We start from the raw sequence: 20,833 nt of genomic DNA, 5'->3' as shown, positions 1-20,833 counted from the left end.
GCCCTGCTCACTGCAGCCCGGTAGTCCTGCGTCTTGTTCCGGTCGTAGATCCAAGCACGAGCCATCAGGCACCGTCCTGTTCGGTGATCCAGGTGTCGATGTCTTCGGGGCGGTAGCGGATGTGTTTGCCGATGCGGCGGCCGGTGGGTCCGTAGCCTTTGGTGCGCCATTGGTAGAGGGCGTTGATGGGGATGCCGAGGTGTTCGGAGACGTCGGTGACGGTCCAGAGTTTTGCGCTCATGGTTGGTTCTCCTGGTGGTATTTGTGTTTGCGGTCGTCGCGGATGCGGGTGGCGATGGCGGCGGCGAGTTCGCGTTCGGCGGCGTCGGCGTATCCGGCGCCGTTGAAGGTCCAGTCGTTGACGACGAGGACGGTGTCGGGTTCGAGGCCGAGGCGGTCGAGGGTTTCGGCCAGGCGGAACGCGCGCCGGTCACCCCGGATCGCTTTGAACGTGGTGGAGTAGTGCCGGGATTTGGTGAGGAAGTGGCCGCGGAAGGCGAGCATGTGTGCCCAGCGCCGCAGGTTGAGGTCCTCGTATTCGGGCAGCGCTCCGAGGTTCCAGGCGGTTTGGATGATGCGGCGGTGGTGCGGGGAGACCTTGAGGAAGTCGATGTCGAGTTGCGAGCGGATCGGCTTGTCGGCGGCTTCGGTCTTGCCGGTGCCCTTGGTCGCGTACTTCGCGATGTAGGCGGCGAGGCGGGGCTCGCTGATCTGCCCCTGTTCGTCCTCGAGCTCGGCCGAGGTGGCGGGTTGCACGTGCCGGACGTCGACCTGATCGCCCCACGTCAACGCGAGGGAGCCGCCGCCGGGGCGGGTGGTGGTGACGGTGACCGCCCCAGCAGCGGCCAATACGGCGTCATCAAGCAGGTCGGGATGTGCCCACGACGGTGCGGGGTCGGCGGGTCCTTCGGGGCCGTCGAGGCGGACGATCGCGTGGAAGTGGACCAGGCCCCGGCGTTGGTATTCGGCGACCTTGCCGTAGGACAGGCGGGCTTGGTCTTTGAAGTCGCGGACGCGGATTCCGGCGCGTTTGGCGATCTCGCGGCGTAGCCGGGTGGTGAAGCGTTGCCAGAGGACCCCTGCGTGGGCCTGCCAGAGCACGGAGCCGACGTAGTCGTAGGTGTCGGGGTCCAGTGGTGCGCCGAGGCGGGGGTCGTCGTCGTGGTGGTGCTGGCCGCAGCGGCACGGGATGGACCGGCCCCGGCGTGAGGTGGCGCGGGAGTGCACCGGCCCGAAGGAGGGGGCGGTGAGGGTGACGAACGCGCGCGGCTTGGCGGTGACCGTGTCGGGGATGCCTTTGGTGCCGCCGAGGAGTCCGGCGCGGACGAGGTGGAAGGCGTCGGCGGCGTAGCGGTCGGAGCAGGTGGGGCAGATCGCGGCGCGACGGTTGCCGCAGGGCACGAAGATGTCGCCGCCGTGGTGGTGCAGGACTTTGCCGGTGTCGGCGTGTTGGAGTTGGTGGGCTCCGGAGAGGCGGATGGGTTTGGCGCAGCCGTTGACAGCGTGCACTTTGCCGCGCCAGTCGCGGTAGTCGGCAGCCCGGATGCGGGCGGTGATGCGGTCATCGAGGGTGAACACCAGCAGACCCCTTCTTGGTGCGGGAGCAGGCAAACGAGAGGGGCGGGACACGGGCCGGTGTGGCAGATGTCCCGCCCCTCGATGGGCGGTGCGGGTGGATGCGCGGGTCAGGTGATGGGGTGGCCGTTGCGGGGGGTGAGCTGGTCGAGAATCCGGGCGGCCATCGCGTCCGGGACCTTCACGACGCGGCGGATGTCGGCGGTGGTCGGCTCGTTCCCGGCAGCGCGGATCTCGTCCACGGTCACGGTGATCTGATCGGCTACGTGCGCGGGCAGCTTCACCCCCGGCAGCCGCGACGGTGGAGACGTCGGCTTAGGTCGGATCGGTTCTGGGGCCGGGACGGGTGACGGGGTCGGTGGTGCGGGTGTCGGACGGGATTCGGCCGGCACCGGGGCCGGGGCTCGTCGCATGAGGAGTTTGACGACGACGAGGAACCCGAGGGCGGGGATCGCGGCGAGCAGCCACCCGGCCGGGGTCCGCGGGGCGAGGGCGACTTGCGCGGCCATCTGGATGCCGAACCCGGCGACCAGGACGACGACGGGAAAGGTGACCCGGCGCTTCGGTCCGTTGGGTCGGTGGCGGTCGGCGTGGATCTCGAACCCGGCGACGACGACCATGCCCTCGATGACGACGGCGACGGCCCAGGCGATCCAGCCGTGTTGTCCGTTGGCGACGGCCCAGTCGTGGGAGTGGGTGAACCCCGCCGCCCCGCCGATCCCGCCGAGGGTCACCGCGACCGCGACCCGTACGCGGTTGACCAGGGTCTCAGCGTTGATCATCGCAAGGTCCTTTCCGGGATCGGTTAGTCGTGGTTGACGTACTCGATGAGCTGGTAGTGATAGGCCCCGGCCCCGTTCTGCTCGGCCCGCCACTCCCGGAACAGCAGCAGCGTCACGCCGAGGAAGGCCAGGACGGTGGCGATGGCGGCGGCGAGGAGCCAGCCGGGGTGGGTGATGGCGCCGCGTTCGATCACCAGCGCCAGCACCGTGACAGCCAGGTATTTGAGCCAGGTCTTAACGAATTGAAGACTGATCATCAGTCAGTCCCTTCCAGATCAGGCGACGAGGGCGAGCCCGGTGTCGGTGTCGGGGTAGTGGTGGGGGGTGCAGGTGCGGACGAGTTCGGTGATGTCGTCGTCGGTGGTGTGCCCGGCGCGGACGCGGATGGGGGTGCGGGATTTTTCGGTGGTGCGGTAGCCGATTCCGGCGTAGTCCTCGGTTTCCGGGATCTGATCGGCGAGGGCTCCTTTGGCGCGGGCGCCGTCGCCGAGGACGATGTCGACGTAGTAGTCCGACCCCACTCGCAGGCAGATGCGGCGGGTGAACAAGTCCCGCACGGGCACGATGTCCTTGGTGGGTTCTTGGACGTAGGCGACGACGGCGAACCCGCACGCCCGGCCCTGAGTCAGGATCTCCGCCAAGATCTTGTTCAACTCGCGGGCGGAGTGGCCGAATGCCGTGAGCATCGCGAGTTCATCGATCATCAGCACCTCGAACGGGGTGTCCGGGCCGAGGGTGAACTTGCGCTGCTGGCGGTCCCGCAACAACGCTTGCCGGGTGGTCATGCGGTCGCGGAACGCGCAGATTTTGGTGAGCATGGCGTCGAACTCGTCGCCCTCGTCGTCGACGATGTCGGGGTCGGCGGAGGTGGCGTAGTCGTAGAACAGCTCGCGGCCTTGTTCGGTTTCCATGCCGCCCTTGGGGTCGATCATCGTGACCCGCACCAGCTGGTCGCGGATCAGTGGACCCATCGCGCGCAGCGGGTTCCACAGCAGCGACGACTTGCCCGACCCGGTGGCCCCGCACACCAGCCAGTGCTGTCCGGTGAGGGGTTCGGTCCAGGGGCGGCCGTATTCGGTGTCGCCGACCTCGAGCGCGGCCAAGTCCACGTCGGCGGGGTCTTCGGGGATGTCGACTGCGGGGACGATCGCGTCGAAGGGGTTGCCGTGCACGGCCGTCAGGGTCAGGACGCGGGGTTTGGTCTTCTCGATCCCGAGCACGTCAGCCCCGAGCGCGGAGGCGAGTTCTTCTTGCGCGTCCTGGAAGGTGCGTAGCGACTGGCCCTTGACGATTTTGACCGTGATGACGTCGATCGAGGGTGTCGGGGACTGGACCTTGAGGACGCGGGGGACGAGGGTGCGCCCGGTGCGGCGATCGTCCTTGACCAGGTCGCATTGGGTCAACGTGTGGCGCCAGCGGGGACCGAGGTAGCGGCCCCAACGGTGGGTGAAGGAGCGCAGGCGGGGTGCGCCGTAGCGGTGGTAGGAGTCCGGATCAGCCCTCCACCAGCCGATTCCGGCGGCGACGGTCCCGGCGAGAACACCGCCGGTGGTCATCGGCCCGAACTGGGTGACCGAGGCGGTCAGCGCGGCGGGGGTGGCGGTGATGCCGGGGTGGCGGGCCAGCCACAGCGCGGCCTTGGCTTCGGCGTGACGGCGGCGCTCGCTGCGGGTCTTCTTCTGCGTGTTGGTGGTGCTCATGGCGGGTGTGTCCTCCGTGATCACAAGGGGGTGTGGGATACGGGCAGGCCGTGCCCCAGCAGCCCCGGTGATCAGCACCAGGTGAGGGACACGGCCCGACCGGAACGTGCTGCTGTGGTGCTCACCAGGTGGCGTGCAGAGTGGTTAGCGCGCGGGTTTGCCTGGCTGCTTGTTCTTCGGCTCGAACAGCGGGTGCGCGTCGGCGAGGGTGGTCAACACCGTCCCGACAGCCCCGGCGGTGCGGTCGTGGTCCTTTTTGAACCCGGCCCGCCGGATCTGAATCCCCAGCATCGACCGGCGAAGCTGCTTCATCGCCTTGTCCAGGTCATCAACCCGGCGATCCAACTGCGTGCTCCGTGCCATCACGAATGTCCCTTCTGTGGGTTGTCAGCGGTCGTGCAAGCGGCCGGGTTAGACGCGCCAGCCGCGGGCGAGGAGTTCGGCCTGGTAGTGCAGAGCGGCTTTGCGCAGCGCGTCCAGCTCGGTGGAGGCGGTGCGGATGGTGCCCCGCACCTCGTCGCGGGAGGGGACCTGCCAGCCGTGGAAGCGGCCCTTGCCCTTCCCGCTGTCGGCGGCCTTGGTGAACTTGTCCAGCTCGTCCAGCGCCAGGCGGACGGTGTTGATCGCGGCGTCGAATTCGGCGTACTTGCGTTTCGCGTGGTTGTTCACCGTCTGCGACTGCATCGCTTTAACTCCCTTGCCGGTTGCGGGTCACGATCGCCAGCCCTCCGGCCACGGTCAGCACCCCGAGGACGGGCACCGCCAACACCAGAGCGGCCGCGGCCACCAGCCACAGCAGGTAAAACGTTGCCGCGTTCACCATTCCCACTCACTCCTTTTCGTTGATTCCGAGTCACATCGGCCACTGGTTGCCGCACACCGTGCACGTCGCAATCCGTGCCGGGGACAACCAGAAACTCGCGGTACAGGCGTGCCCAGCCATCAGGCCCGCCGGGGTCCGTGCGGGTCGAACGAGGACAGCCCGTCCGCAGGTAGATGCAGCCACGGCCACTGATTCAGCACCCCAGCCGCGTAGTCGATCTCATCCATCACACACACTCCTTCACAATTCGGATCGGATTACTTCACGTTTCTGGTAAAGCGCCAAGACCCCCGGAAATGAGCCGGGAATCAAGGCGCGCCACCACAAATAGGCGCGGTTTTAGACATAGATCGGCTCACTCTGGAATTGTCAATGAACAAAGAAGTGCGCTGGCCCGACTCGAAACGGGACCGCCTGCCTGGCCATTCAGGGCAGCGCGCCACGGTGGTGTTGCGGCGGGAGCGGGGGCGATCCCGCCGACCGGGCACCGACCGGTCTCATGCCGGGTCAGGCAGCGGAGGACACCACACCCGCCCCGGCAGGCTTCAAACCAGCGGCCTTGAACCAGACACCGGCGTTCGAGATCTTCTTCGGGTCCGCCTTGTCCGGAATCGCATAGGTGTTCAGCACCGGGTTCACCAACTCCACATACGAGCCCTCCTCGAACCCGTCACCCGGATCGACCGGAAGGTTCACCGTGATCTCCTCACCCTTCGGCGTCTTCTCCCCGGCCACCCGGCGTGGCTTGGCGAACAGAGACACCACGAACTGCAGTTCCCCGTCGCGGTTGGTGACCGGCTCGTCCTCCCCGTGCTCGTTGCGGCGCATCTTGGTCGTCGGCTCTTCGGTGACCATGAGCTTGTAGTTGCTGAGGTTGATCGAGATGTCCTGCATGGTGTCCTCCGCTGGTTGCCACGTCTTAGAACTATCTCTATTGAACACTGGCCCTCATCGTTCGTCAATAGAAATATTTCTATAAGCCGTCTGCGCAGCTCAGGGCATGTAGAGATAGACTTATTGGCAACCCTGAGAGAGGAGGGCGAGCCATGGCCACGGGCTACCGCGAGCTCGCAGCGGTCCTACGGGACGACATCCACAACGGCAAGTACCCACCCGGCGAGACGCTGCCGAAGCAAGACGAGATCGCGGATACCTACGGCGTCAACGTCAACACTGTGCGCAAGGCTGTGGGGGTCCTCGAAGCGGAGGGGTTGGTCACGCCTGTTCGGCGCAAGGGGACTGTAGTCCGGGACCGGCCGCCGATGAAGCGTCTCGGCACGGACCGCTACGCGAAGAGCAAGTGGAAGTTCGGGCTCGTGGCGTTCGCAGCCGACCGGGAAGCATCCGGCCAAGCTTGGAAGCGCGACGATCAGACCAACCAAGTTCGTCAGGTCGTCGCAGACGCTGAGGTAGCCGAGGGCCTGCAGATCGAACCGGGCGCGCGAGTCTACGAGCGGGCGCGTCTGGTCAAGCAAGGCGACAAACCGACGCACACGCTGATCAGCTATTACCGGCCCGAGCACGTTGAAAACACGCCCATCGTCGATCCGAAGCCAGGTACCGCCACTCCCGGCGGTGGGTTTGCCGTCCTCACGCTCCAGGGCTTGGAGCCGGATCACATGACCGAGACCTTCCATGCTCGGATGCCCACACCAGACGAGATCAAAGAACTCGACCTTCCAGCCGGTGAGCCGGTGGTGGTGCTGCACCGAACGACGTATACCGACGATGGGGTAGCAGTCGAATTTGCCCGTGGTGTCCACTCGGCGTCACGCTTTTCCTGGTCTTACAGTTTTGAGATTCCCGAGTAGATCGAGAGGTATTCGTGCCGAGCACCTACCCCGACTCGATTCAATGCGATGTGGAAACCCTCTGGCGTTATCACCGGGTGGACGACGAGCTACGGGAGGTTGATGTCGCGGTCGGGCTGGGCAGCCACGATCCTGGCGTCCCGGTCTACGCCGCGCAGCTTTACCACCGAGGGCTGTTCCCGCTGGTGGTGTTCACCGGAGCTAACGCGCCGACGACCGTGGAGCGGTTTCCAGAGGGCGAGGCTGTGCACTTCCGCAGGATCGCGATGGACAACGGCGTGCCCGACGACGCGATCTTGATGGAGCCGCGGGCCACGAACACCGTCGAGAACATCCATTTCACTCGGGACGTCCTGTCAGCGCATGGTATGAAGCCGAGGTCGGTGTTGCTGATCTCCAGGCCGTATCAGCAACGGCGAGCCCGCGAGATTGCCAAGCGGCACTGGCCCGAGGTCGACATCGTCTGCACTGGCGCTCAGCAGGATCTCGATACCTACGTAGCGAGTATCAATGACCCGCGCCGCGTGGTGGACATGCTCGTAGGAGATACCCAGCGCCTTGACTTACAGGGAAAGTCCGGCGAGATTGCCCCGCAGGAGATCCCCCAGGACGTCCGCGACGCCTTCGAACGCCTCGCGCAAGCGGGATACACCAGCCGCCTCATCCGCTGACCACACCCGATCCGAGCGGACAGATCAACGGAGGGACGTATGGGCGACACGCCGAAACACTCCGTCAGCGTGGCGGGTGTGGTCGTCGACGCGCACGAGCGAGTCCTCGCCATTCAGCGCCGGGACAACGGCCACTGGGAAGCGCCCGGGGGAGTGCTCGAACTGGACGAGTCCTTCGAGCAAGGCGTCCGCCGTGAAGTGCTGGAAGAAACCGGGCTCACCGTTCAGGTCGGGCCGTTGACCGGGATCTACAAGAACGTCAGCCGGGGGATCGTCGCCCTCGTGTTCCGCTGCACGCCAGAGCACGGGGAGCCATGCCCGACCGCAGAGGCGCACGACGTCCGCTGGCTCACCCAGGACGAGGTCCGAGAACTCATGGCCCCAGCGTTCGCGGTCCGTGTCCTCGATGCCTTCGGTCCCGCACCGGTCACCCGCTCCCACGACGGAGTCAACCTCATCGAGGTCTAGCCGCGACGCTCGCACCGACGCGCGGACCCGAGCCAGTCATTTTGAATCACCTCCGCGACAGCAGAGAGCACGGCGCGAGAGGTGGTCATCATCGGGGCTCCTTCGAACCACCTCCACGTCCGCGGAGAGCAACCCTACGTCATCGGCAGAGGCGAAACTCGGGCCTGACGTTGAGCATGTCCTGACGACAAACGGTCAACGATGTCCTCAGGTGCGGGCGCGGAGTTTAGTGCCCTGCACAGGGGGGAGTCCAGAAGGATAAGGAGCCCAGGTGTCAGGCGGTTAGGTTGACCACGCGAGCGGGAAGGGACTGACATGACTGCGAGTTCTTCTGCTGGCTCTGCTGCGACTCCCTCTCTGAGGGAGCGGCATGTCAGTAGCTACGCAGCCTTGTCGCAAAAGATTCAAGAGCAGGGCTTGCTGCGACGCTGTTACGGCTACTACTGGACACGGATGGTGGCGACGGTGGTTGCGTTCACCCTGGTGTGCATTGCGGTGGCAATGATCGGTAACTCGTGGTGGCAGCTCGTGCCTGCGGTGGCTTTCGCGGTGGTGAATGTGCAGTTCGGTTTCCTCGGCCATGATCTCGCACACCGGCAGGTCTTTTCCTCTGCGCGGTGGAACGCGTGGGCCGCTCGTGTTTACTCTGGTTTGTTCGCCGGGTTGAGCTACACCTGGTGGATGGGCAAGCACAACAAGCACCATCAGGCCCCGAATCAGGAAGGGAAGGATCCAGACATCGGCCCTGGTGTGCTCGCTTTCACTCCGGCCAACGCCGCCGCACGGTCGGGTTTCGCTCAGCGGTTCACTCGCATCCAAGGCTGGGCTTTCTTCCCGCTGCTCACGCTGGAGGGCGTGCAGTTGCATGTTGCGAGCGTGCAATCGTTGCTGCGGAAGACAACGTCGCGGTATCGCTGGGTGGAACTGTCGTTCATAACTGCCCGGCTGGGTGGGTACGTGGCTTTTCTGCTGCTGGTACTGCCATTCGGTAAGGCGGCTGCGTTCGCCGGACTGCAGCTGTCGGTGTTCGGCGTGCTGCTCGGCGGGGCGTTCGCACCTAACCACAAGGGCAGGCCGATCGTTCCCGCGACCATGAAGGTCGACTTCCTGCGCCGCCAGGTAGTGATGTCGCGCAACATTCGCGGTGGCACGATCACTGACTTCATGATGGGTGGACTGAACTACCAGATCGAGCATCATCTCTTTCCCAGCATGCCGCGACCGAACCTCAAGCGAGCGCAGCCGATCGTGCGGGCCCACTGCGCCGAACACCAGGTGCCCTACACCGAGACAAGCCTGTGGCACTCGTACGGCATCGTTGTGCGCTACTTGAATGCCGTGGGCCTACGAGCGCGAGATCCATTTCAGTGCCCGTTGATACGCCAGTTCAGAGGGTGAACGACGCAGCGAGGCGCTCAAGCCCTGCAGTGGAGCATGTGACAGGCGGTGTTGTGTGGCGTTGCCTGTGGACGGTGTCGAACCGTTGCCTTTCCTTGCAGCCGGTCTGTGCAGTAAGAGTAGCGGGAGGAGTTCTCGAGTACTACTTCCGTGACATCCTTTTTGAGATCATGTGTCGTCTGACGCCCGCACTGGGTCGGACCGCGTGTACGGGTGTTGCTTACACCCAGTGCGAGGAGGTCAGCGGGGCTAGGCCTGCACAGGCCGCAGAGCTGGTGTGTTCAGAGTTTCTTTTCTTGTTCAAGGCGGCGCCTGCGGCGCCGCTGATCCGGCCCTCATCGACTCGAACCGCCAAGCGCGGGCGTGCGGCTGCCGCCGGTCCCGCGCGGCGGTTCGAGGAAGGCCGGGCAGCGCCACAGGCACCGCAAACGAAGAGATGTCCTCGCCGGACGGGCAGGCTCCGGGATGGCCAGGGGAGCAGCCGAGGGCAGTTGGCAGGGGCGGTTGCTTGGTTGTCATCCCGTCGCCTGATCTGATGGCTATCACGCCGCGACGGGGCCGCAAGCTTGGCGAGTTCGGCCGGCGGCTGCGGGGAGAGGTTGCGGCCCCGTCGCGGCGTGATCGAGACGCCATCAGGCGACGGGATGACCACCAAGCTCTTCTCAAGGCAGAACTACTCGGGGAAATGGCCCAGGTCTCGCCAGGTAAGCATGGTTCTCATGGCAGAGCTTGCAGATCTAAGGCCATTGCGGAGGGGTCTCAATGCCCTACGAACCGGAACATTTAAGACCTCAATAGACTTGAATTGGTCTAATGCGTGCTCGGCAGCTGAGTCGGCTTGCTCAATACTCTGCATGAATTCGACAGTACTCTCGACTTCTTCGGAAAAGGCATTCCTCAATTCGCGGGTTCCGTACTGCGCAAGCAGCTTGCTTACGGCGCGTAGATTCTGGTCGGCGGATGCCACCTTTTCTTCGAGCGTCCGGCCTAGTTCTTCAGCTTCGTGAGCTTTCGGGCCGAATTCTTTAGCAAAAGTGATCAGCCTTGCTTGTGCAACGCTGCTCGGTTTACCTGCAATGTCTCTGGTGAGTCTGGTCTCGTGTTCTTTGAAGTCGTTCAAAACTTCAGCGAACGATGACAGTATTGGCCCAAACTCTTCTACGTCTCGCACAGCCGCCTGGTAGTGGTCTTGCAAGCTGGGAGCGTCGTCCGGCCTATCCTCAGGTAGCTCAAGGTCGCTGGCCGGAGCAATGTCGGCAAGTCGTTCGGCGTTGTTGGCGAGATGTTCCTCTGCGCGCTCGATGGCGTTGACCAGTTTGTTGGCGAGAGCAACTAACTGCCTCCGCCAGGTGGCGGAATCGGTGCCAGCCAAGACCGCCTCGCGGAGATTTATGTACTGTCGCGTGGCGACATGGCGGGTAGCGGCATTATCGCTATCGTCGCGTATTAGACCTTGCCCAAGGACGACCACTGGTAAGAATAAATCGACAACCCCCAGTTTTTCTGCCGAGTCCACGAAGAGGACCAGTTCTTCGCGGCACATCGGCCTATCAAGGTACCTTATTGTGACAAGTGGAACAAATGCGGATGCGCCTCTAACGTTTTCATAGATTTTATCGCGCCAGTCCTCGCCCCATTCGATCTCATAATCCCAGAATACTTTGATATTTCGGCCTCGATCTGCGTATGAGTAGTACGTAAGATCATCGGCAAACTTTTTAACGAAAGATAGCACATTATCGTCATCATGTGCATAGCTGAGGAAGACCTGCGTTGGTGATTGTTCGCCTTGGAGAACCGACATACTTTCCCTCTCGCTCGTTGGCTCGGTTATCATGTCGCCTGCGAGGGTGAGACCGTTACGGAAGGGTCGGCCCGTCTGGGCGGGCACGTGTCACATTCATGCCACATGGCATGTGCAGAGCACGACAGACGTCGGTAGCCGTCGATGCCTATACCAGCAGGTCAGCCATCATGTTGACCGTGGGGGCGCAGGCTGGGGCGCGTGCGAATAAGGTCAAGGGGTCGCAGGTTCAAATCCTGTCAGCCCGACGGCCGGAACAGAGCCCCTGATCTCGTTGTCTTTCGAGGTCAGGGGCTCTTCGCAGGTCCGGCCGATGATCAGCTGGTCGTCAGTTGGCTCGCCTCGGTGATCGACTCACCAGTGGCGAAGGTGGTGCTGAACCGCTTGTCAGCCTTCTTCGGGGTCGTGACGTTGCAGCTATTCCGCACGGTCGCGAGAGACGCGGAAGAGCTTGCCAGCGGTAGTGATCAATGTGTGGGCAGCGAGCCGTTCGGCAAGCTGGCACTCACCGAGGTGCCGATGGGGGCGTTGGACTTCACCGGAGTGCGGGTGTGTCCGCCGAGCGGATGGTCGGCGAGCTCGGCTCCGGCCTCGCCCTGCTGGCGGCCACCACCGCGGGGAGCGGGCGCTGCTGCTGGGCTACGCGCTCGGCCCCATGCAGCGGGTGCTCGATCACACCGTCGAATGGGCGCGCCGCCGCGAGCACAGCCTTGGCGATGCGTACCGCGGCCTTCGAGCCGGCCTTGGTCTGCGGGTCCGCCGGCACACAGGTACGGATGGTCAGCCCGTCGTGCCGGGCGACCTCCACCAGCTCAGGGTTGCGCACCGCGATCCCCGCAACATGGTCGACGGAGACGGTCAACGCATACGTGGGCACCCCACCGATCCTCCGCAGCGTCGTATCCAAACAGGACACGATCGTGGGCAAGGTCTTGTCCCACACCGGGATCACCACCCTAAACCGTGACCACGCCAGCTACGCCACCACAACTGGGTCCGCCGGTCACGGATGCTCGGGCCTTTGCCCCAGTCCCACTGCAGCCACAGCCCCGGCTCGCTGATCCAGGGCCGAAACACTCGCCGATGCCCGGCCTGAAACGCCTACTTGACCTGCGCAGCCGCCCGCGGCCACCACCAGTTCGTCGATCTTGTCCAAGTACTCATCGATCGACCGCGCCCGGTGCTCCCGCTCGACCGGCGACTGCCCAGCCTCCGGCAATTGGGCATATCGGGCGACCGTGTGGTGGTCACAGCCAGCCAACTCGACTGCCGCACGGTAACTGCCCGTGAGGTCGAATGCCTCCAAGATCTCCATGATCTCCCTGCCCGTCTTCACCGATCGACCCTTGCCAACCGGCATCCCGACGAACTACCGGGGAGGTATCTGACCACCAGCGGGGAGATCGCTGGCCACCAGCGGGGCGGTAAATGGCCGCCTATGGGGATTCTTCACTGACCGCCGACAGCGATCCGGCAGAGTCTCGATCACGCTCGGGTCCGACACATCGCCGACGGTAGTCGATGTCGTGGATTTCGTATCGTACTCAACACGACGGTCCCGGTTCGTCATGGATGGTCCCTGTCATTCGGCATAGGCCTTGCGACAGTGCCGGAGTCCATGGCACAAACCAGACAACACCGGCGCTCGGTCATCGACCGCCAGGTTGTGGCCAGTTCGACGGCCGGGGCGTTCAGGTGGGTGCGCGGGTCACGCTGCTGTTCTGGGTGGTGAGGACATCGTCGGGGTGCAGTTTCCCGGTGACCAACTGGTGGGCGACCTCGGTGAACCGGCTGTTGTGGCCCCGCGCGTAGGCGCGCAGCGCGTGGAAGGCCTGGTCCATGTCGAGGTGACCGGCGTGAGCGAGCAGGCCCTTGCCTTGTTCGATGACGACCCGGCTGTTCAGCGCGGTCTGCAGCTGTTCGGTGAGAACTTCACCGCGACGAATCGCGCGTTCCTGCAGGACACCGATCGTGGCCATGTCCGCCAGCGCGCGGGCGACCCGTGCGTCCTGACGGGTCAACGAACCAGGCTGGTGGTTGAACAGGTTCAACGTGCCGATGGTCTCGCCGCGCAGCTGGAGCGGAACGGCGTGCACGGCGGCGAAACCTTCCTCCTGGGCTCGAGGGGCGAAGTGTGGCCAGCGAGTGGTGGCCTTGGTCAGGTCGGCGACAGCGACCGGCTCACCGGTACGAAAGCAGTCCAGGCAGGGACCCTCGTTGGTTTGGAGCTGGAACAGCTCCAGCAACCGGGTGTGCTCGGTGGAGGAGGCCAGCAACTGCAAGCTGCCGCGCTGGTCAGCCAGCAGCAACCCGGCTGCGGCCGCGTCGAGCAGGTCGACGCAGTGCTCGGTGAGTTGGTGCAGGATGTCCGGGATGTCGTAGTCATCGACCAGGGTGTCGGCCCACTGCAGGAAGGCGTTCAGCAACCGGGACTCCCGCTGCGCGCTCGACGGTGTGGTGCTGGTCATGGTGCCTCCCCGTTTCTATCTCTCCCAATGTTGTACGTAGTGAGTTCGGTGATCAGATCTCGCCGCATGGCGGTGTCTCCCTCCATTTTCGCGCCGTCAGGTGTCCAGATCTTCGGGTGAGAGACGGCGGGTGACGATGTCATCGGCGAGGTCCTCGACCATCCGGCCGGTGGCGAACGCGTATGCCCGCAGCCGGGCCAGTGCCTGCTCGGGCGATATCCCGAAGGCACCGATCAGCATGCCCGTCGCCTGATGTACCTGCTCGCGGTCTCGCGGCAGCGAGAGCACCCATTCTCCCTCCGCCGGATCGACCTGCAGCCCCAGCAGCGCGAGCATCGCGATGTCGACGACCTGCAAGGCGGTACTCACCTCGACCCGGGTGAGCCAGCCGGGCCTGTGCCGGTACAGGTCCAGCGCGCCGATCCTGATCGCACCACTCTGCATGGGGAACGCGAAAATCGCCCCGACCAGCTGACCGGCGATCTCGGTGGCGAACACCGGCCACGACACGGCCGTCGCGGCGCCGAGATCCGGAACCAGGACCGGCCTGCGAGTGTGGAAAGCCTCGAAGCAGGGGCCTTCGCCGAGGCTGAACTGCAGGGTTTCGATGTGGGCACTGATCTCGTCGCTGGCATAAAGCGTTTCCCGGTGCTGAGTGCCGCTGATCATCGAGATCGAGACACCGTCCACCGGCAGCAGGTCGATACACGCCTGTCCTACCCGCCCCAGTGGATCTCCTGCCGTGCCTTGACGGAGGTCCGACATGACCGCAGCCCGGACCCGGCTTATCGACTCCACCGGGTTCTCGGCATTGCTCATGGCGCGGTCACTGCGATCCCTCCGCGGCGGGGCCGGTGCCGGGCAAGCAAGTCGTGGCCCTGATTTTCGCCCGCTGTGCTGCGCCGGCGTCGCCCTTCGGCTGCGGAGATGGTCGAGCCTTTCATCAGGAGGTGGAACGAGGATGCAAATCCACCGGGGTCAATCAGCCCGGCCTGCTCGGCACGAGTCTGCCCGATGTCGCGGATGTTGGCCAGATATCCGACGCTCGCGTGCCCGGCCGGGTGAGCAGGGCCCATCTCCAGCAACACGTGGATGAACGAGCGTCCCTCGAAGTCGTTCTGGTCACGAAACCAGTCGCTGTACACGTCGAAGACGGCCCGTAGGTGTTTTGGCGCCGAGCAGCAGCGGCGCCTCGGTGGTCGGCGGTCCTTCGATGGCTGCGATTGATCCTGGTCTCGAAAACGTGCGTCAATGGGAACGCATGGCGGTGACCGGGCGACTGACTGCTTAACCGACCGACGACCAACTTCACTGGTACCCCCTTGGCAGCGCTGGCACAACCCGCGCGGCGTCGACCGTTCAGTAGTCGCCCGTCGGTGCGGTTACAGTTCGTGGCGGTGCTCGGTGAGCCAGGTGGCGACCTGGTGCAGTTTCATGTTGGTGGTCTGGGAGAGCTCGACGAGCATCCGGAACGCCTGGGCAGGGTCGAGGTCGTGGCGGTGCATGAGGATGCCCTTGGCCATGCCGATGGTGTCGCGGTGCTCGAGCGCACTGTGCAGCTGGGCTTCGGTCTGGGCTCCGACGAGCGCGATCGCGGCGTGGGCGGCGAACACGCCGCCGTCCTGCTCGGTCTGGTCGCTGAACGCGTCAAGCTGAGTGGAGTAGAGGTTCAGCGACCCGAGAGTGGTGTCGCTGACGAAGAGCCGGTAGGCCAGCATGGAGCGCACCCCGGCCGCAACAGCCGCAGGGGCGAACGCCGACCAGCGGGCCTCGGTGGCGAGATCGCCGGTGCGGTAGACCTGGTGATCGGCGATCGCGTCGACGCACGGGCCTTGCCCGGTGCGGTACTGCACCTCGTCGATCGTGGTCACCACCTCGCCGGTGGGCGCGACGGTACGAATCTGGCGGCCTCGCTCGACCAGGGAGATCCCGGCCTGCTCAACGCCGCTCACGTGATCCACGGCGGCTTTGACGATCGCCCTCAGGGTCGAATCGACATCGGGTTCGGCCTGCAGAGTCCGCGCGATCGCACCGAGCGCGGCACTCAGGCTTTCGCTGGCAAGGTGCTCACGGTAGGGCACAGCTGTCTCTCCTTTGTCGCCATGACAATACCAGCGTAACGAGCAAATGGAAGATCAGCAGCCACGAGGCAGCCTCATCGACGGCTCGTGAGGAATCTGTACCTGATCCGCGACAACTACCGCCCACGCCGCAAACCGAAGGGTCGCCTGCCGGGGTACCGGCCACGGCATCGAACTGGTCGAACCCAGCAGCACATTGGTTGAACTGGACCGAGTTGGAATTCACCGCGCTGCGCTACGTAGCCGCGCCCACTGCTTATCGGTCAGGTCGAGCCGCCTCGTCACCCTGAGCAAACAGAACTCATTGCCTTCGGGTCCGGTTAGGACATGCCACTGCTCCTCCCCTGTCTGACCGATGACGGCTGGGCGCTCACCAAGCGCCAGAAGGCGTTCGAGATCGGCGTCCTGATCGATGCAGCACCCACTCGGCGCGGTTTCAGTCGCTCACGGACACGCGCCTCAGCCGTTTACCACCGCTGTGTATTCCCCGACTGGGATCGACAGGGCGGCCATGGCATCGGACAGGCAATCGTACGTCACCAGACCGGCGCAGACGGCGCCGGTTAGTTCCAACACCCGCCGAACCGGGCGGGTGGCCACCACGACCCCCAGCTGTCGGCCAGATACTCGCGCCTTGCTCGGCAGCCGCGGCCACAATCCGCACGCTGACCACGGACAGGAACCCCACCTCGGAAAGATCGAGAAATACCCGCGGCACCCGTCGCTGCTCGGTGTCCCGCAGCGCTTCACGGACCAGCGACACGGTGTACAGGTCGATCTCCCCGGACGCGATCACGACCTCCACATCGGCGCGGTGCCGAACGTGGCGCACGGTCAGGTACCGCTGCACGGGCGTCTCCTGGCGCATGGAGCGCGGTGAGACGGGAGCGGGCGCGGTAACGAGAGAATCCATTGACGGATGCCTCCTTGGCAGTCAATGGCGAGAAAACCGGCGGCACCAGGGCTGAACCAGTCGGGCATCTCGCGTAAGGGCAGATGCACTCCAGCTCAGGCTCAACCGGTCATTCCGACTCTACTCATCATGGCCGATTCTGGCCAGGATCAGCGACTGAGCACCCTCAGAGATGTGAGTGACCGACGTGGTCAGCATGGCGCAGTGGTGATCCAGTGCAAGCGGACTGTGGTGCCCTGCGGATCCGGCTCGACATGGGCGGTATCGGCCAGTTGCTGCATCAGGGGAAGGCCACGCCCGGAGAGCGGGCCGGGATCGGCAGGTGGCGGCTGCCAGTGACCGTGGTCGGTGACGGTGACCTCGACGCGGCGCGAGTGTGGGAGACAACGGGCGCGCAGATCGAGCGTGCCCTCGGCGTCAGGGTAGGCGTGCTCGACAACGTTAGCCAGGGCTTCGTAGGTGGCCAGCGTCATCGCGTCGATCTGCTCACCGGCTACCCCACGACGGTGGGCCCAGTCCGCCAGAGCGTGCCGCAGCGCGGACAACTGCTCGACGCGCGCGGGAACGTCGAAACACACCAGACGGTCCGCGTGCTTATGCTCCGCCCTGCACCCCTGGCCGCGATTGCCTCGTGCATTGCACTCTGTGCTCGCTCTGCCAGCTTCCATCATGATGACCTACCCCGCTGGTGGCAAATTGATTCCTCTTCGTGTCAATCCGCCACGCGACGGTCACTCAGTGGTGAGCTCGTCCCCAAGCAAGGGGTAAGCCGCGAGCTCGGTGTCCAGGCTGGTCAGCCGCAGTGGTCGGAGCGTGGCGGTGGTGATGATCACCACGCGCACGTCGGTGTGGTCCCAGCGTTGTGGTGAGCAGGTCGTGCTCACCGGCCACGGCGAGCACGGTGCGCTGCCCGTGTTCGGCCACCTCCACGATCATGGGCCGGCCGGGCACGGTGTATTCAGAACGTGCGGAAGGGCCGACCTGTGCCATCGCCCCATCTGTCCGCTGGCGCAGCCCCAGCGAGACGGCTTAGAGGCTCCGGCAGTAGAGGGCTATTTTGGGCCGTCGGACGGTGGGGCGAGTGTCCCATCGGTGGGTGTGGGGCTGTTTGGATAAGGCAATGGACAGTGACGAGAGTGGCGGCGAGGTGGAGGTAGAAGTCGACGATGACGCCGTTGCGGTCGGTGCAGCGGCGGAGTTTGCCGTAGTTGTTCATCCACGAGTTTGTGCGCTCCACGACCCACCGTTTGCCGACCTGAATGGGGCTGGGAATGCCTTTCTTCGCGATCTCGCCAACGATCTCGTGGGCGGTGAGAACGTCCCGGCTGGGTTTACCGTCGTAGCCGGAATCGAGGTGCATCACTGGCCTTTGGGGCAGTGTCCCGATTTGTTGTTTCATATTTTCGATCGTGGGTTCGAGCAGCGGCGAGTCGTGCCGGTTCGCGCCTGCGGAGACCAGGCCCCACGGGGACGCTTTCGGCGTCGGTGTTGGTGTTGGTGTTGGTGGAGCGTTTCAGGCCGCCTTTGCGACGGTCCACCGGTGAGGGGCCGGCCTTGTCCCCCGCTGCAGGGTGCTTGGGTGATGCACCATCGGTAGCTAGATCGTCCAGTTCCAGCCCGACGATCTTGTCGTAGGCGGCCAGCGCGAGTTGGTGTGGTTTCTGCCCCGATGCCTTTCTCCGCCTATTCGGCCAACTGGCGGTGAATCGTGCGATCCGAGCATCCCGCAGAGGCGATGAGCTCCTATCCCGACCCGTGCACCAGAGCGGCGACAATGTACTCGAACACCACCCGATGTACTCGAACACCACCCGATGCGGAACCCGCCGACGGTGACATTCCCACGGGGGCGGCGAGAACTCCGGCCCGGTGCCCAGCGGTGCCTCCAGTTCGGCGAGGAGGGGCTCGATGAGGCAGGATGGCACGGCAGGCACGGGACTCCAGGTGGTTACGTAGCGTTAGCAGCTTCATGATCACCTATGCCCGTGCCTGCCCTGTCTCCGGGAGAAGCAATATCGACTCGCTCGGGCACCAATCGCCGGAGCCTCTTAGTCGCTGGAACGAGTTCTCAGCCGCAAAGCGCCCGCCGCGTACGTGGCGTACTTGACGTACTTCGCCTGGTCGGGCACAATTGAAGATGTCTGACCGGGGAGGGTGCCATGTCCGCTGTCCACTACGACAGCTACACGGAGGCGCGCGCGCATTTCAAGGATCTGCTCGACGCTGCCGAGCATGGGCGTGTGGCCACGGTCCGGCGCGATTCGGCGACCACGGCGGTCGTCGAAGTGGAGCGGCTACGTGGTTTTCTCGCATCGATCGTGCCGTCGCGTGCGCAGGTTGTCGCCGAGGCGGGCGGCTGGTCGGTGTTCATCCCCGGCTTGCCGGTCGCCGCGGACGGCGCGTCGTTCGACGAGGCCATTAGTGAGATGATCGACGCTCTGCGTGAGTACGCGGAGGACTGGCAGGATCGTCTGCTGGATGCTCCGGGGCACCGGGACAACTGGGGCCTGGTGCAGCTGGTGAGCCTGAGCGATGATGATCAGCTTCGCGCCTGGTTGGTCGGTACCGGTCAGTGAGCTGGCCGCAGCCGACTCGGCAGGACCATGAGACGTTTTGTCACGTGGAGGGTTGGCGGCGGGTGCGAGATGCCCGGGGGCGGACAGGCACCCACCACGTCACCTACGAGCTCGACCTCGTCGACGGCAGGGTGCTGCGAACGCGGATCTCGCATCCCGTTGATCGCAGCACGTACGGGCCGAGCCTGTGGCGGCATATTCTGCGTGACCAGTTGGACGTCGATGATGCCCAGTTCTGGGCGTGCGTCCGGGATGGTGTCAAACCGGAGCGCGGCGTTCCCGAGCCACCGGCCCAGGCGTTGCCCGCCGAGCTGGTGTACCTGCTGATCTCCCGAGTCGGCCTGGAGGAGTCGGAGGTGGCGGCGATGAATAAGGACGAAGCTGTCGCCAGGTTGCAGCGGTACTGGACAGAAGGTAGCTGATCGGCGAGCGACGACCTGGTAATGGCGGCTCGCGCCCAAGTGGCAGCCGACCGCGAACTGTTGTCGTAGGCGCGAGAACGCCCCGGAACCGAGGACTCCTTTACTCGGCCGATTACACTGAACGCCGATCTGAGCGAACAAGCCAGAGCACGCCGCTCAGCGAATCCACTGCTGGGGGTCAAGGGGTCGCAGGTTCAAATTCTGTCAGCCCGACGGCAAAGAGGGTCTTCGCAGGTCAGAGTCTGCGGAGGCCCCTCTTTTTGTGATCTTGGCGAGTTCTTCGAGGCCGAGCATGCCGCTCATGGACACCTTGACTCGGAGGGTTTTCGCCGATGCCTCTGCTGTACCTGGACAAGATCACCTCTGGCCTGTCGAAGACCTGGGCCGGGTACCTGCGCGATCGGGATCGGACCCTGCGGTCCGCGAACCATCCGGAGACCACTCGCTACAACTGCCTCCTGGCCGCAGCCCAGCTCGCCCGCCTTCTCGAGTGCTCGCCCGATCCGGATACCGACGAGGCGGTGAAGGGTCCTTGCGCGGTGACACGAGCCCATGTGGAGGACTTCCAGGCCTGGATGATCGACACTCGGTCGGCGTCGACCCGCGCTGGACAAGCACAAAGGGCTGCAGCAGTTCTTCAAGTGGCTGCTGTTGGACCAGCGGGACATCGACCGCTCACCGATGGAGCGGCTGAAGCCACCCGCGATGCGGCAGAAGCTGATCCCGGTCATCCGCGACGACGACTCCAAGAAGGTGCCGGACGGGAGCACTGGCGCTCGGGTGTGTCCACCGGGGTACGAGGGACTGTCCGGGCGGAGCAGGGTGGCCAGGATGCGGATCGCCGTCGTGTTCCCGGCGCCATTGGGGCCAGCAGGTCGAGCACCCGGCCACGCGGAACAGCCAGGCTGACGCCGTCGAGGGCCGCGATCCTGCCGAACCGCTTGGCGAGGTCTGCGCCTGTTTGATCATCTCGGCGGCCAGTCGCTCTTCCGCCCGCCTCGGCCTTCTCGGCCGGCTTCTTCGATGCTCCGCCTGTCGTCACGGCATCAGCGCTCATCGCAGTCCGTGCCATCCCGCCGGACCTCAGCCCGGCGTGTCGGGCGAACCCACCGACTTGAAACAGCCCCCTCAGCGATTTGGGGGATCCTCAATGAGTTCGGCGGACAATCGGTGTGGTTACCGGCCTTCGGCGATCTGGTTGACGAGGCGCTGGAGGAAGCGTCCAACGCGAGCTCACCGTTCCCCTCAGGGTCGAGGTCGCCGTATGGGCATGGCGGACGGGCATCGTCCACCGGGTGATCCCGAGTCAGTCCTGCATGGCTTCGGTGATGAACTCCGGTG

General features: G+C 64.8%; 24 protein-coding genes and 3 pseudogenes. 7 read left to right on the top strand and 20 right to left on the bottom strand.

The features are described 5' to 3' along the window. Window positions 1-64 precede the first annotated feature (64 nt). The 9 genes from JAP66_RS11485 to JAP66_RS11450 all read right to left on the bottom strand — a co-directional run bounded on the left by JAP66_RS11485 (window position 65) and on the right by JAP66_RS11450 (window position 5,774). Window positions 65-241 carry a helix-turn-helix domain-containing protein gene (locus JAP66_RS11485; RefSeq protein ID WP_199431665.1) on the bottom strand — a complete coding sequence of 59 codons (177 nt, stop codon included), beginning with the start codon at window positions 239-241 and terminating at the stop codon, window positions 65-67. After that, the gene (locus tag JAP66_RS11480; RefSeq protein ID WP_199431664.1) at window positions 238-1,578 is read right to left on the bottom strand and encodes a replication initiator; all 1,341 of its coding nucleotides are present in this window, start codon (window positions 1,576-1,578) and stop codon (window positions 238-240) included. The genes JAP66_RS11485 and JAP66_RS11480 overlap by 4 nt, the downstream gene beginning before the upstream one ends. A gap of 107 nt (window positions 1,579-1,685) precedes the next feature. Further along, entirely contained in the window at window positions 1,686-2,357 is a 672-nt protein-coding gene (locus tag JAP66_RS11475; RefSeq protein WP_199431663.1) for a DUF2637 domain-containing protein, read from the bottom strand. 23 nt (window positions 2,358-2,380) lie between these two features. Next, window positions 2,381-2,614 (bottom strand): hypothetical protein, encoded by a 234-nt coding sequence (locus tag JAP66_RS11470; protein WP_199431662.1) that lies wholly within the window; start codon window positions 2,612-2,614, stop codon window positions 2,381-2,383. An 18-nt stretch (window positions 2,615-2,632) separates the two neighbouring features. Continuing rightward, window positions 2,633-4,057 carry a type IV secretory system conjugative DNA transfer family protein gene (locus JAP66_RS11465; RefSeq protein WP_199431661.1) on the bottom strand — a complete coding sequence of 475 codons (1,425 nt, stop codon included), beginning with the start codon at window positions 4,055-4,057 and terminating at the stop codon, window positions 2,633-2,635. 144 nt (window positions 4,058-4,201) lie between these two features. After that, window positions 4,202-4,420, bottom strand: coding sequence for a hypothetical protein (locus JAP66_RS11460; protein ID WP_199431660.1), 219 nt, complete (start codon window positions 4,418-4,420; stop codon window positions 4,202-4,204). Between the two features lie 48 nt (window positions 4,421-4,468). Continuing rightward, window positions 4,469-4,741: a hypothetical protein gene (locus tag JAP66_RS11455; protein ID WP_199431659.1), complete on the bottom strand. Its 273-nt coding sequence runs from the start codon at window positions 4,739-4,741 to the stop codon at window positions 4,469-4,471. 4 nt (window positions 4,742-4,745) lie between these two features. Next, window positions 4,746-4,880, bottom strand: a complete 135-nt coding sequence (locus JAP66_RS32695; RefSeq protein WP_268963231.1) for a hypothetical protein — start codon at window positions 4,878-4,880, stop codon at window positions 4,746-4,748. Window positions 4,881-5,387: 507 nt separating this feature from the next. Next, window positions 5,388-5,774, bottom strand: coding sequence for a hypothetical protein (locus tag JAP66_RS11450; protein ID WP_199431658.1), 387 nt, complete (start codon window positions 5,772-5,774; stop codon window positions 5,388-5,390). Window positions 5,775-5,926: 152 nt separating this feature from the next. Between JAP66_RS11450 and JAP66_RS11445 the strand changes: the two genes are divergently transcribed. The 4 genes from JAP66_RS11445 (at window position 5,927) to JAP66_RS11430 (ending at window position 9,228) form a co-directional block, all read left to right on the top strand. Beyond that, on the top strand, window positions 5,927-6,691 hold the full coding sequence (locus tag JAP66_RS11445; RefSeq protein WP_199431657.1) for a GntR family transcriptional regulator: 765 nt from the start codon (window positions 5,927-5,929) through the stop codon (window positions 6,689-6,691). 14 nt (window positions 6,692-6,705) lie between these two features. After that, window positions 6,706-7,362: a YdcF family protein gene (locus JAP66_RS11440; RefSeq protein WP_199431656.1), complete on the top strand. Its 657-nt coding sequence runs from the start codon at window positions 6,706-6,708 to the stop codon at window positions 7,360-7,362. Window positions 7,363-7,401: 39 nt separating this feature from the next. Beyond that, window positions 7,402-7,830, top strand: coding sequence for an NUDIX hydrolase (locus JAP66_RS11435; RefSeq protein ID WP_199431655.1), 429 nt, complete (start codon window positions 7,402-7,404; stop codon window positions 7,828-7,830). Between the two features lie 453 nt (window positions 7,831-8,283). Continuing rightward, window positions 8,284-9,228 (top strand): fatty acid desaturase family protein, encoded by a 945-nt coding sequence (locus JAP66_RS11430; protein ID WP_199431654.1) that lies wholly within the window; start codon window positions 8,284-8,286, stop codon window positions 9,226-9,228. Window positions 9,229-9,901: 673 nt separating this feature from the next. Here JAP66_RS11430 and JAP66_RS11425 read toward each other — a convergent pair. From JAP66_RS11425 to JAP66_RS11380, 11 genes and pseudogenes are all read right to left on the bottom strand, one after another. Beyond that, window positions 9,902-11,119, bottom strand: coding sequence for a toll/interleukin-1 receptor domain-containing protein (locus tag JAP66_RS11425; protein WP_199431653.1), 1,218 nt, complete (start codon window positions 11,117-11,119; stop codon window positions 9,902-9,904). Window positions 11,120-11,603: 484 nt separating this feature from the next. Further along, window positions 11,604-12,368 (bottom strand): annotated as a pseudogene (locus tag JAP66_RS11420) (transposase); the annotation flags it as partial. Between the two features lie 355 nt (window positions 12,369-12,723). Then, window positions 12,724-13,500: a GAF and ANTAR domain-containing protein gene (locus tag JAP66_RS11415; RefSeq protein ID WP_199431652.1), complete on the bottom strand. Its 777-nt coding sequence runs from the start codon at window positions 13,498-13,500 to the stop codon at window positions 12,724-12,726. A gap of 96 nt (window positions 13,501-13,596) precedes the next feature. Beyond that, window positions 13,597-14,319 (bottom strand): GAF and ANTAR domain-containing protein, encoded by a 723-nt coding sequence (locus JAP66_RS11410; protein ID WP_235998949.1) that lies wholly within the window; start codon window positions 14,317-14,319, stop codon window positions 13,597-13,599. Continuing rightward, window positions 14,316-14,645 carry a hypothetical protein gene (locus JAP66_RS11405; protein WP_199431651.1) on the bottom strand — a complete coding sequence of 110 codons (330 nt, stop codon included), beginning with the start codon at window positions 14,643-14,645 and terminating at the stop codon, window positions 14,316-14,318. The genes JAP66_RS11410 and JAP66_RS11405 overlap by 4 nt, the downstream gene beginning before the upstream one ends. A gap of 237 nt (window positions 14,646-14,882) precedes the next feature. Further along, window positions 14,883-15,581 carry a GAF and ANTAR domain-containing protein gene (locus JAP66_RS11400; protein ID WP_199431650.1) on the bottom strand — a complete coding sequence of 233 codons (699 nt, stop codon included), beginning with the start codon at window positions 15,579-15,581 and terminating at the stop codon, window positions 14,883-14,885. Between the two features lie 222 nt (window positions 15,582-15,803). After that, window positions 15,804-15,992 (bottom strand): annotated as a pseudogene (locus tag JAP66_RS32090) (VOC family protein); the annotation flags it as partial. A 25-nt stretch (window positions 15,993-16,017) separates the two neighbouring features. Next, window positions 16,018-16,431, bottom strand: a complete 414-nt coding sequence (locus JAP66_RS11395) for an STAS domain-containing protein (protein ID WP_199431649.1) — start codon at window positions 16,429-16,431, stop codon at window positions 16,018-16,020. Between the two features lie 254 nt (window positions 16,432-16,685). Next, window positions 16,686-17,072, bottom strand: coding sequence for an ATP-binding protein (locus JAP66_RS11390; RefSeq protein WP_307849528.1), 387 nt, complete (start codon window positions 17,070-17,072; stop codon window positions 16,686-16,688). A 153-nt stretch (window positions 17,073-17,225) separates the two neighbouring features. Then, window positions 17,226-17,378: a hypothetical protein gene (locus JAP66_RS11385; protein ID WP_199431648.1), complete on the bottom strand. Its 153-nt coding sequence runs from the start codon at window positions 17,376-17,378 to the stop codon at window positions 17,226-17,228. Window positions 17,379-17,523: 145 nt separating this feature from the next. Beyond that, window positions 17,524-18,428, bottom strand: a pseudogene (locus JAP66_RS11380) (transposase). Between the two features lie 225 nt (window positions 18,429-18,653). Between JAP66_RS11380 and JAP66_RS11375 the strand changes: the two are divergent. From JAP66_RS11375 to JAP66_RS33185, 3 genes are all read left to right on the top strand, one after another. After that, window positions 18,654-19,070, top strand: coding sequence for a RelB antitoxin-like protein (locus tag JAP66_RS11375; protein ID WP_199431647.1), 417 nt, complete (start codon window positions 18,654-18,656; stop codon window positions 19,068-19,070). Window positions 19,071-19,132: 62 nt separating this feature from the next. Next, entirely contained in the window at window positions 19,133-19,492 is a 360-nt protein-coding gene (locus JAP66_RS11370; RefSeq protein WP_307849527.1) for a cytotoxic translational repressor of toxin-antitoxin stability system, read from the top strand. Window positions 19,493-20,143: 651 nt separating this feature from the next. Next, the gene (locus tag JAP66_RS33185; RefSeq protein ID WP_199431645.1) at window positions 20,144-20,401 is read left to right on the top strand and encodes a hypothetical protein; all 258 of its coding nucleotides are present in this window, start codon (window positions 20,144-20,146) and stop codon (window positions 20,399-20,401) included. Window positions 20,402-20,833: the final 432 nt, after the last annotated feature.

The organism is Qaidamihabitans albus (genome assembly GCF_016464705.1).
GTDB lineage: Bacteria > Actinomycetota > Actinomycetes > Mycobacteriales > Pseudonocardiaceae > Qaidamihabitans > Qaidamihabitans albus.
The sequence above is the reverse complement of the archived record's forward strand: the minus strand, read 5'-3'. Positions and strand labels throughout refer to the sequence as shown.

Excerpts from the sequence above, each read along its gene's own strand:
- JAP66_RS11485 (WP_199431665.1), bottom strand. The coding sequence starts at position 241 with ATGAGCGCAAAACTCTGGACCGTCACCGACGTCTCCGAACACCTCGGC.
- JAP66_RS11475 (WP_199431663.1), bottom strand. The coding sequence starts at position 2,357 with ATGATCAACGCTGAGACCCTGGTCAACCGCGTACGGGTCGCGGTCGCG.
- JAP66_RS11470 (WP_199431662.1), bottom strand. The coding sequence starts at position 2,614 with ATGATCAGTCTTCAATTCGTTAAGACCTGGCTCAAATACCTGGCTGTC.
- JAP66_RS11465 (WP_199431661.1), bottom strand. The coding sequence starts at position 4,057 with ATGAGCACCACCAACACGCAGAAGAAGACCCGCAGCGAGCGCCGCCGT.
- JAP66_RS11460 (WP_199431660.1), bottom strand. The coding sequence starts at position 4,420 with ATGGCACGGAGCACGCAGTTGGATCGCCGGGTTGATGACCTGGACAAG.
- JAP66_RS11455 (WP_199431659.1), bottom strand. The coding sequence starts at position 4,741 with ATGCAGTCGCAGACGGTGAACAACCACGCGAAACGCAAGTACGCCGAA.
- JAP66_RS32695 (WP_268963231.1), bottom strand. The coding sequence starts at position 4,880 with ATGGTGAACGCGGCAACGTTTTACCTGCTGTGGCTGGTGGCCGCGGCC.
- JAP66_RS11450 (WP_199431658.1), bottom strand. The coding sequence starts at position 5,774 with ATGCAGGACATCTCGATCAACCTCAGCAACTACAAGCTCATGGTCACC.
- JAP66_RS11445 (WP_199431657.1), top strand. The coding sequence starts at position 5,927 with ATGGCCACGGGCTACCGCGAGCTCGCAGCGGTCCTACGGGACGACATC.
- JAP66_RS11435 (WP_199431655.1), top strand. The coding sequence starts at position 7,402 with ATGGGCGACACGCCGAAACACTCCGTCAGCGTGGCGGGTGTGGTCGTC.
- JAP66_RS11430 (WP_199431654.1), top strand. The coding sequence starts at position 8,284 with ATGGTGGCGACGGTGGTTGCGTTCACCCTGGTGTGCATTGCGGTGGCA.
- JAP66_RS11415 (WP_199431652.1), bottom strand. The coding sequence starts at position 13,500 with ATGACCAGCACCACACCGTCGAGCGCGCAGCGGGAGTCCCGGTTGCTG.
- JAP66_RS11410 (WP_235998949.1), bottom strand. The coding sequence starts at position 14,319 with ATGAGCAATGCCGAGAACCCGGTGGAGTCGATAAGCCGGGTCCGGGCT.
- JAP66_RS11375 (WP_199431647.1), top strand. The coding sequence starts at position 18,654 with ATGTCCGCTGTCCACTACGACAGCTACACGGAGGCGCGCGCGCATTTC.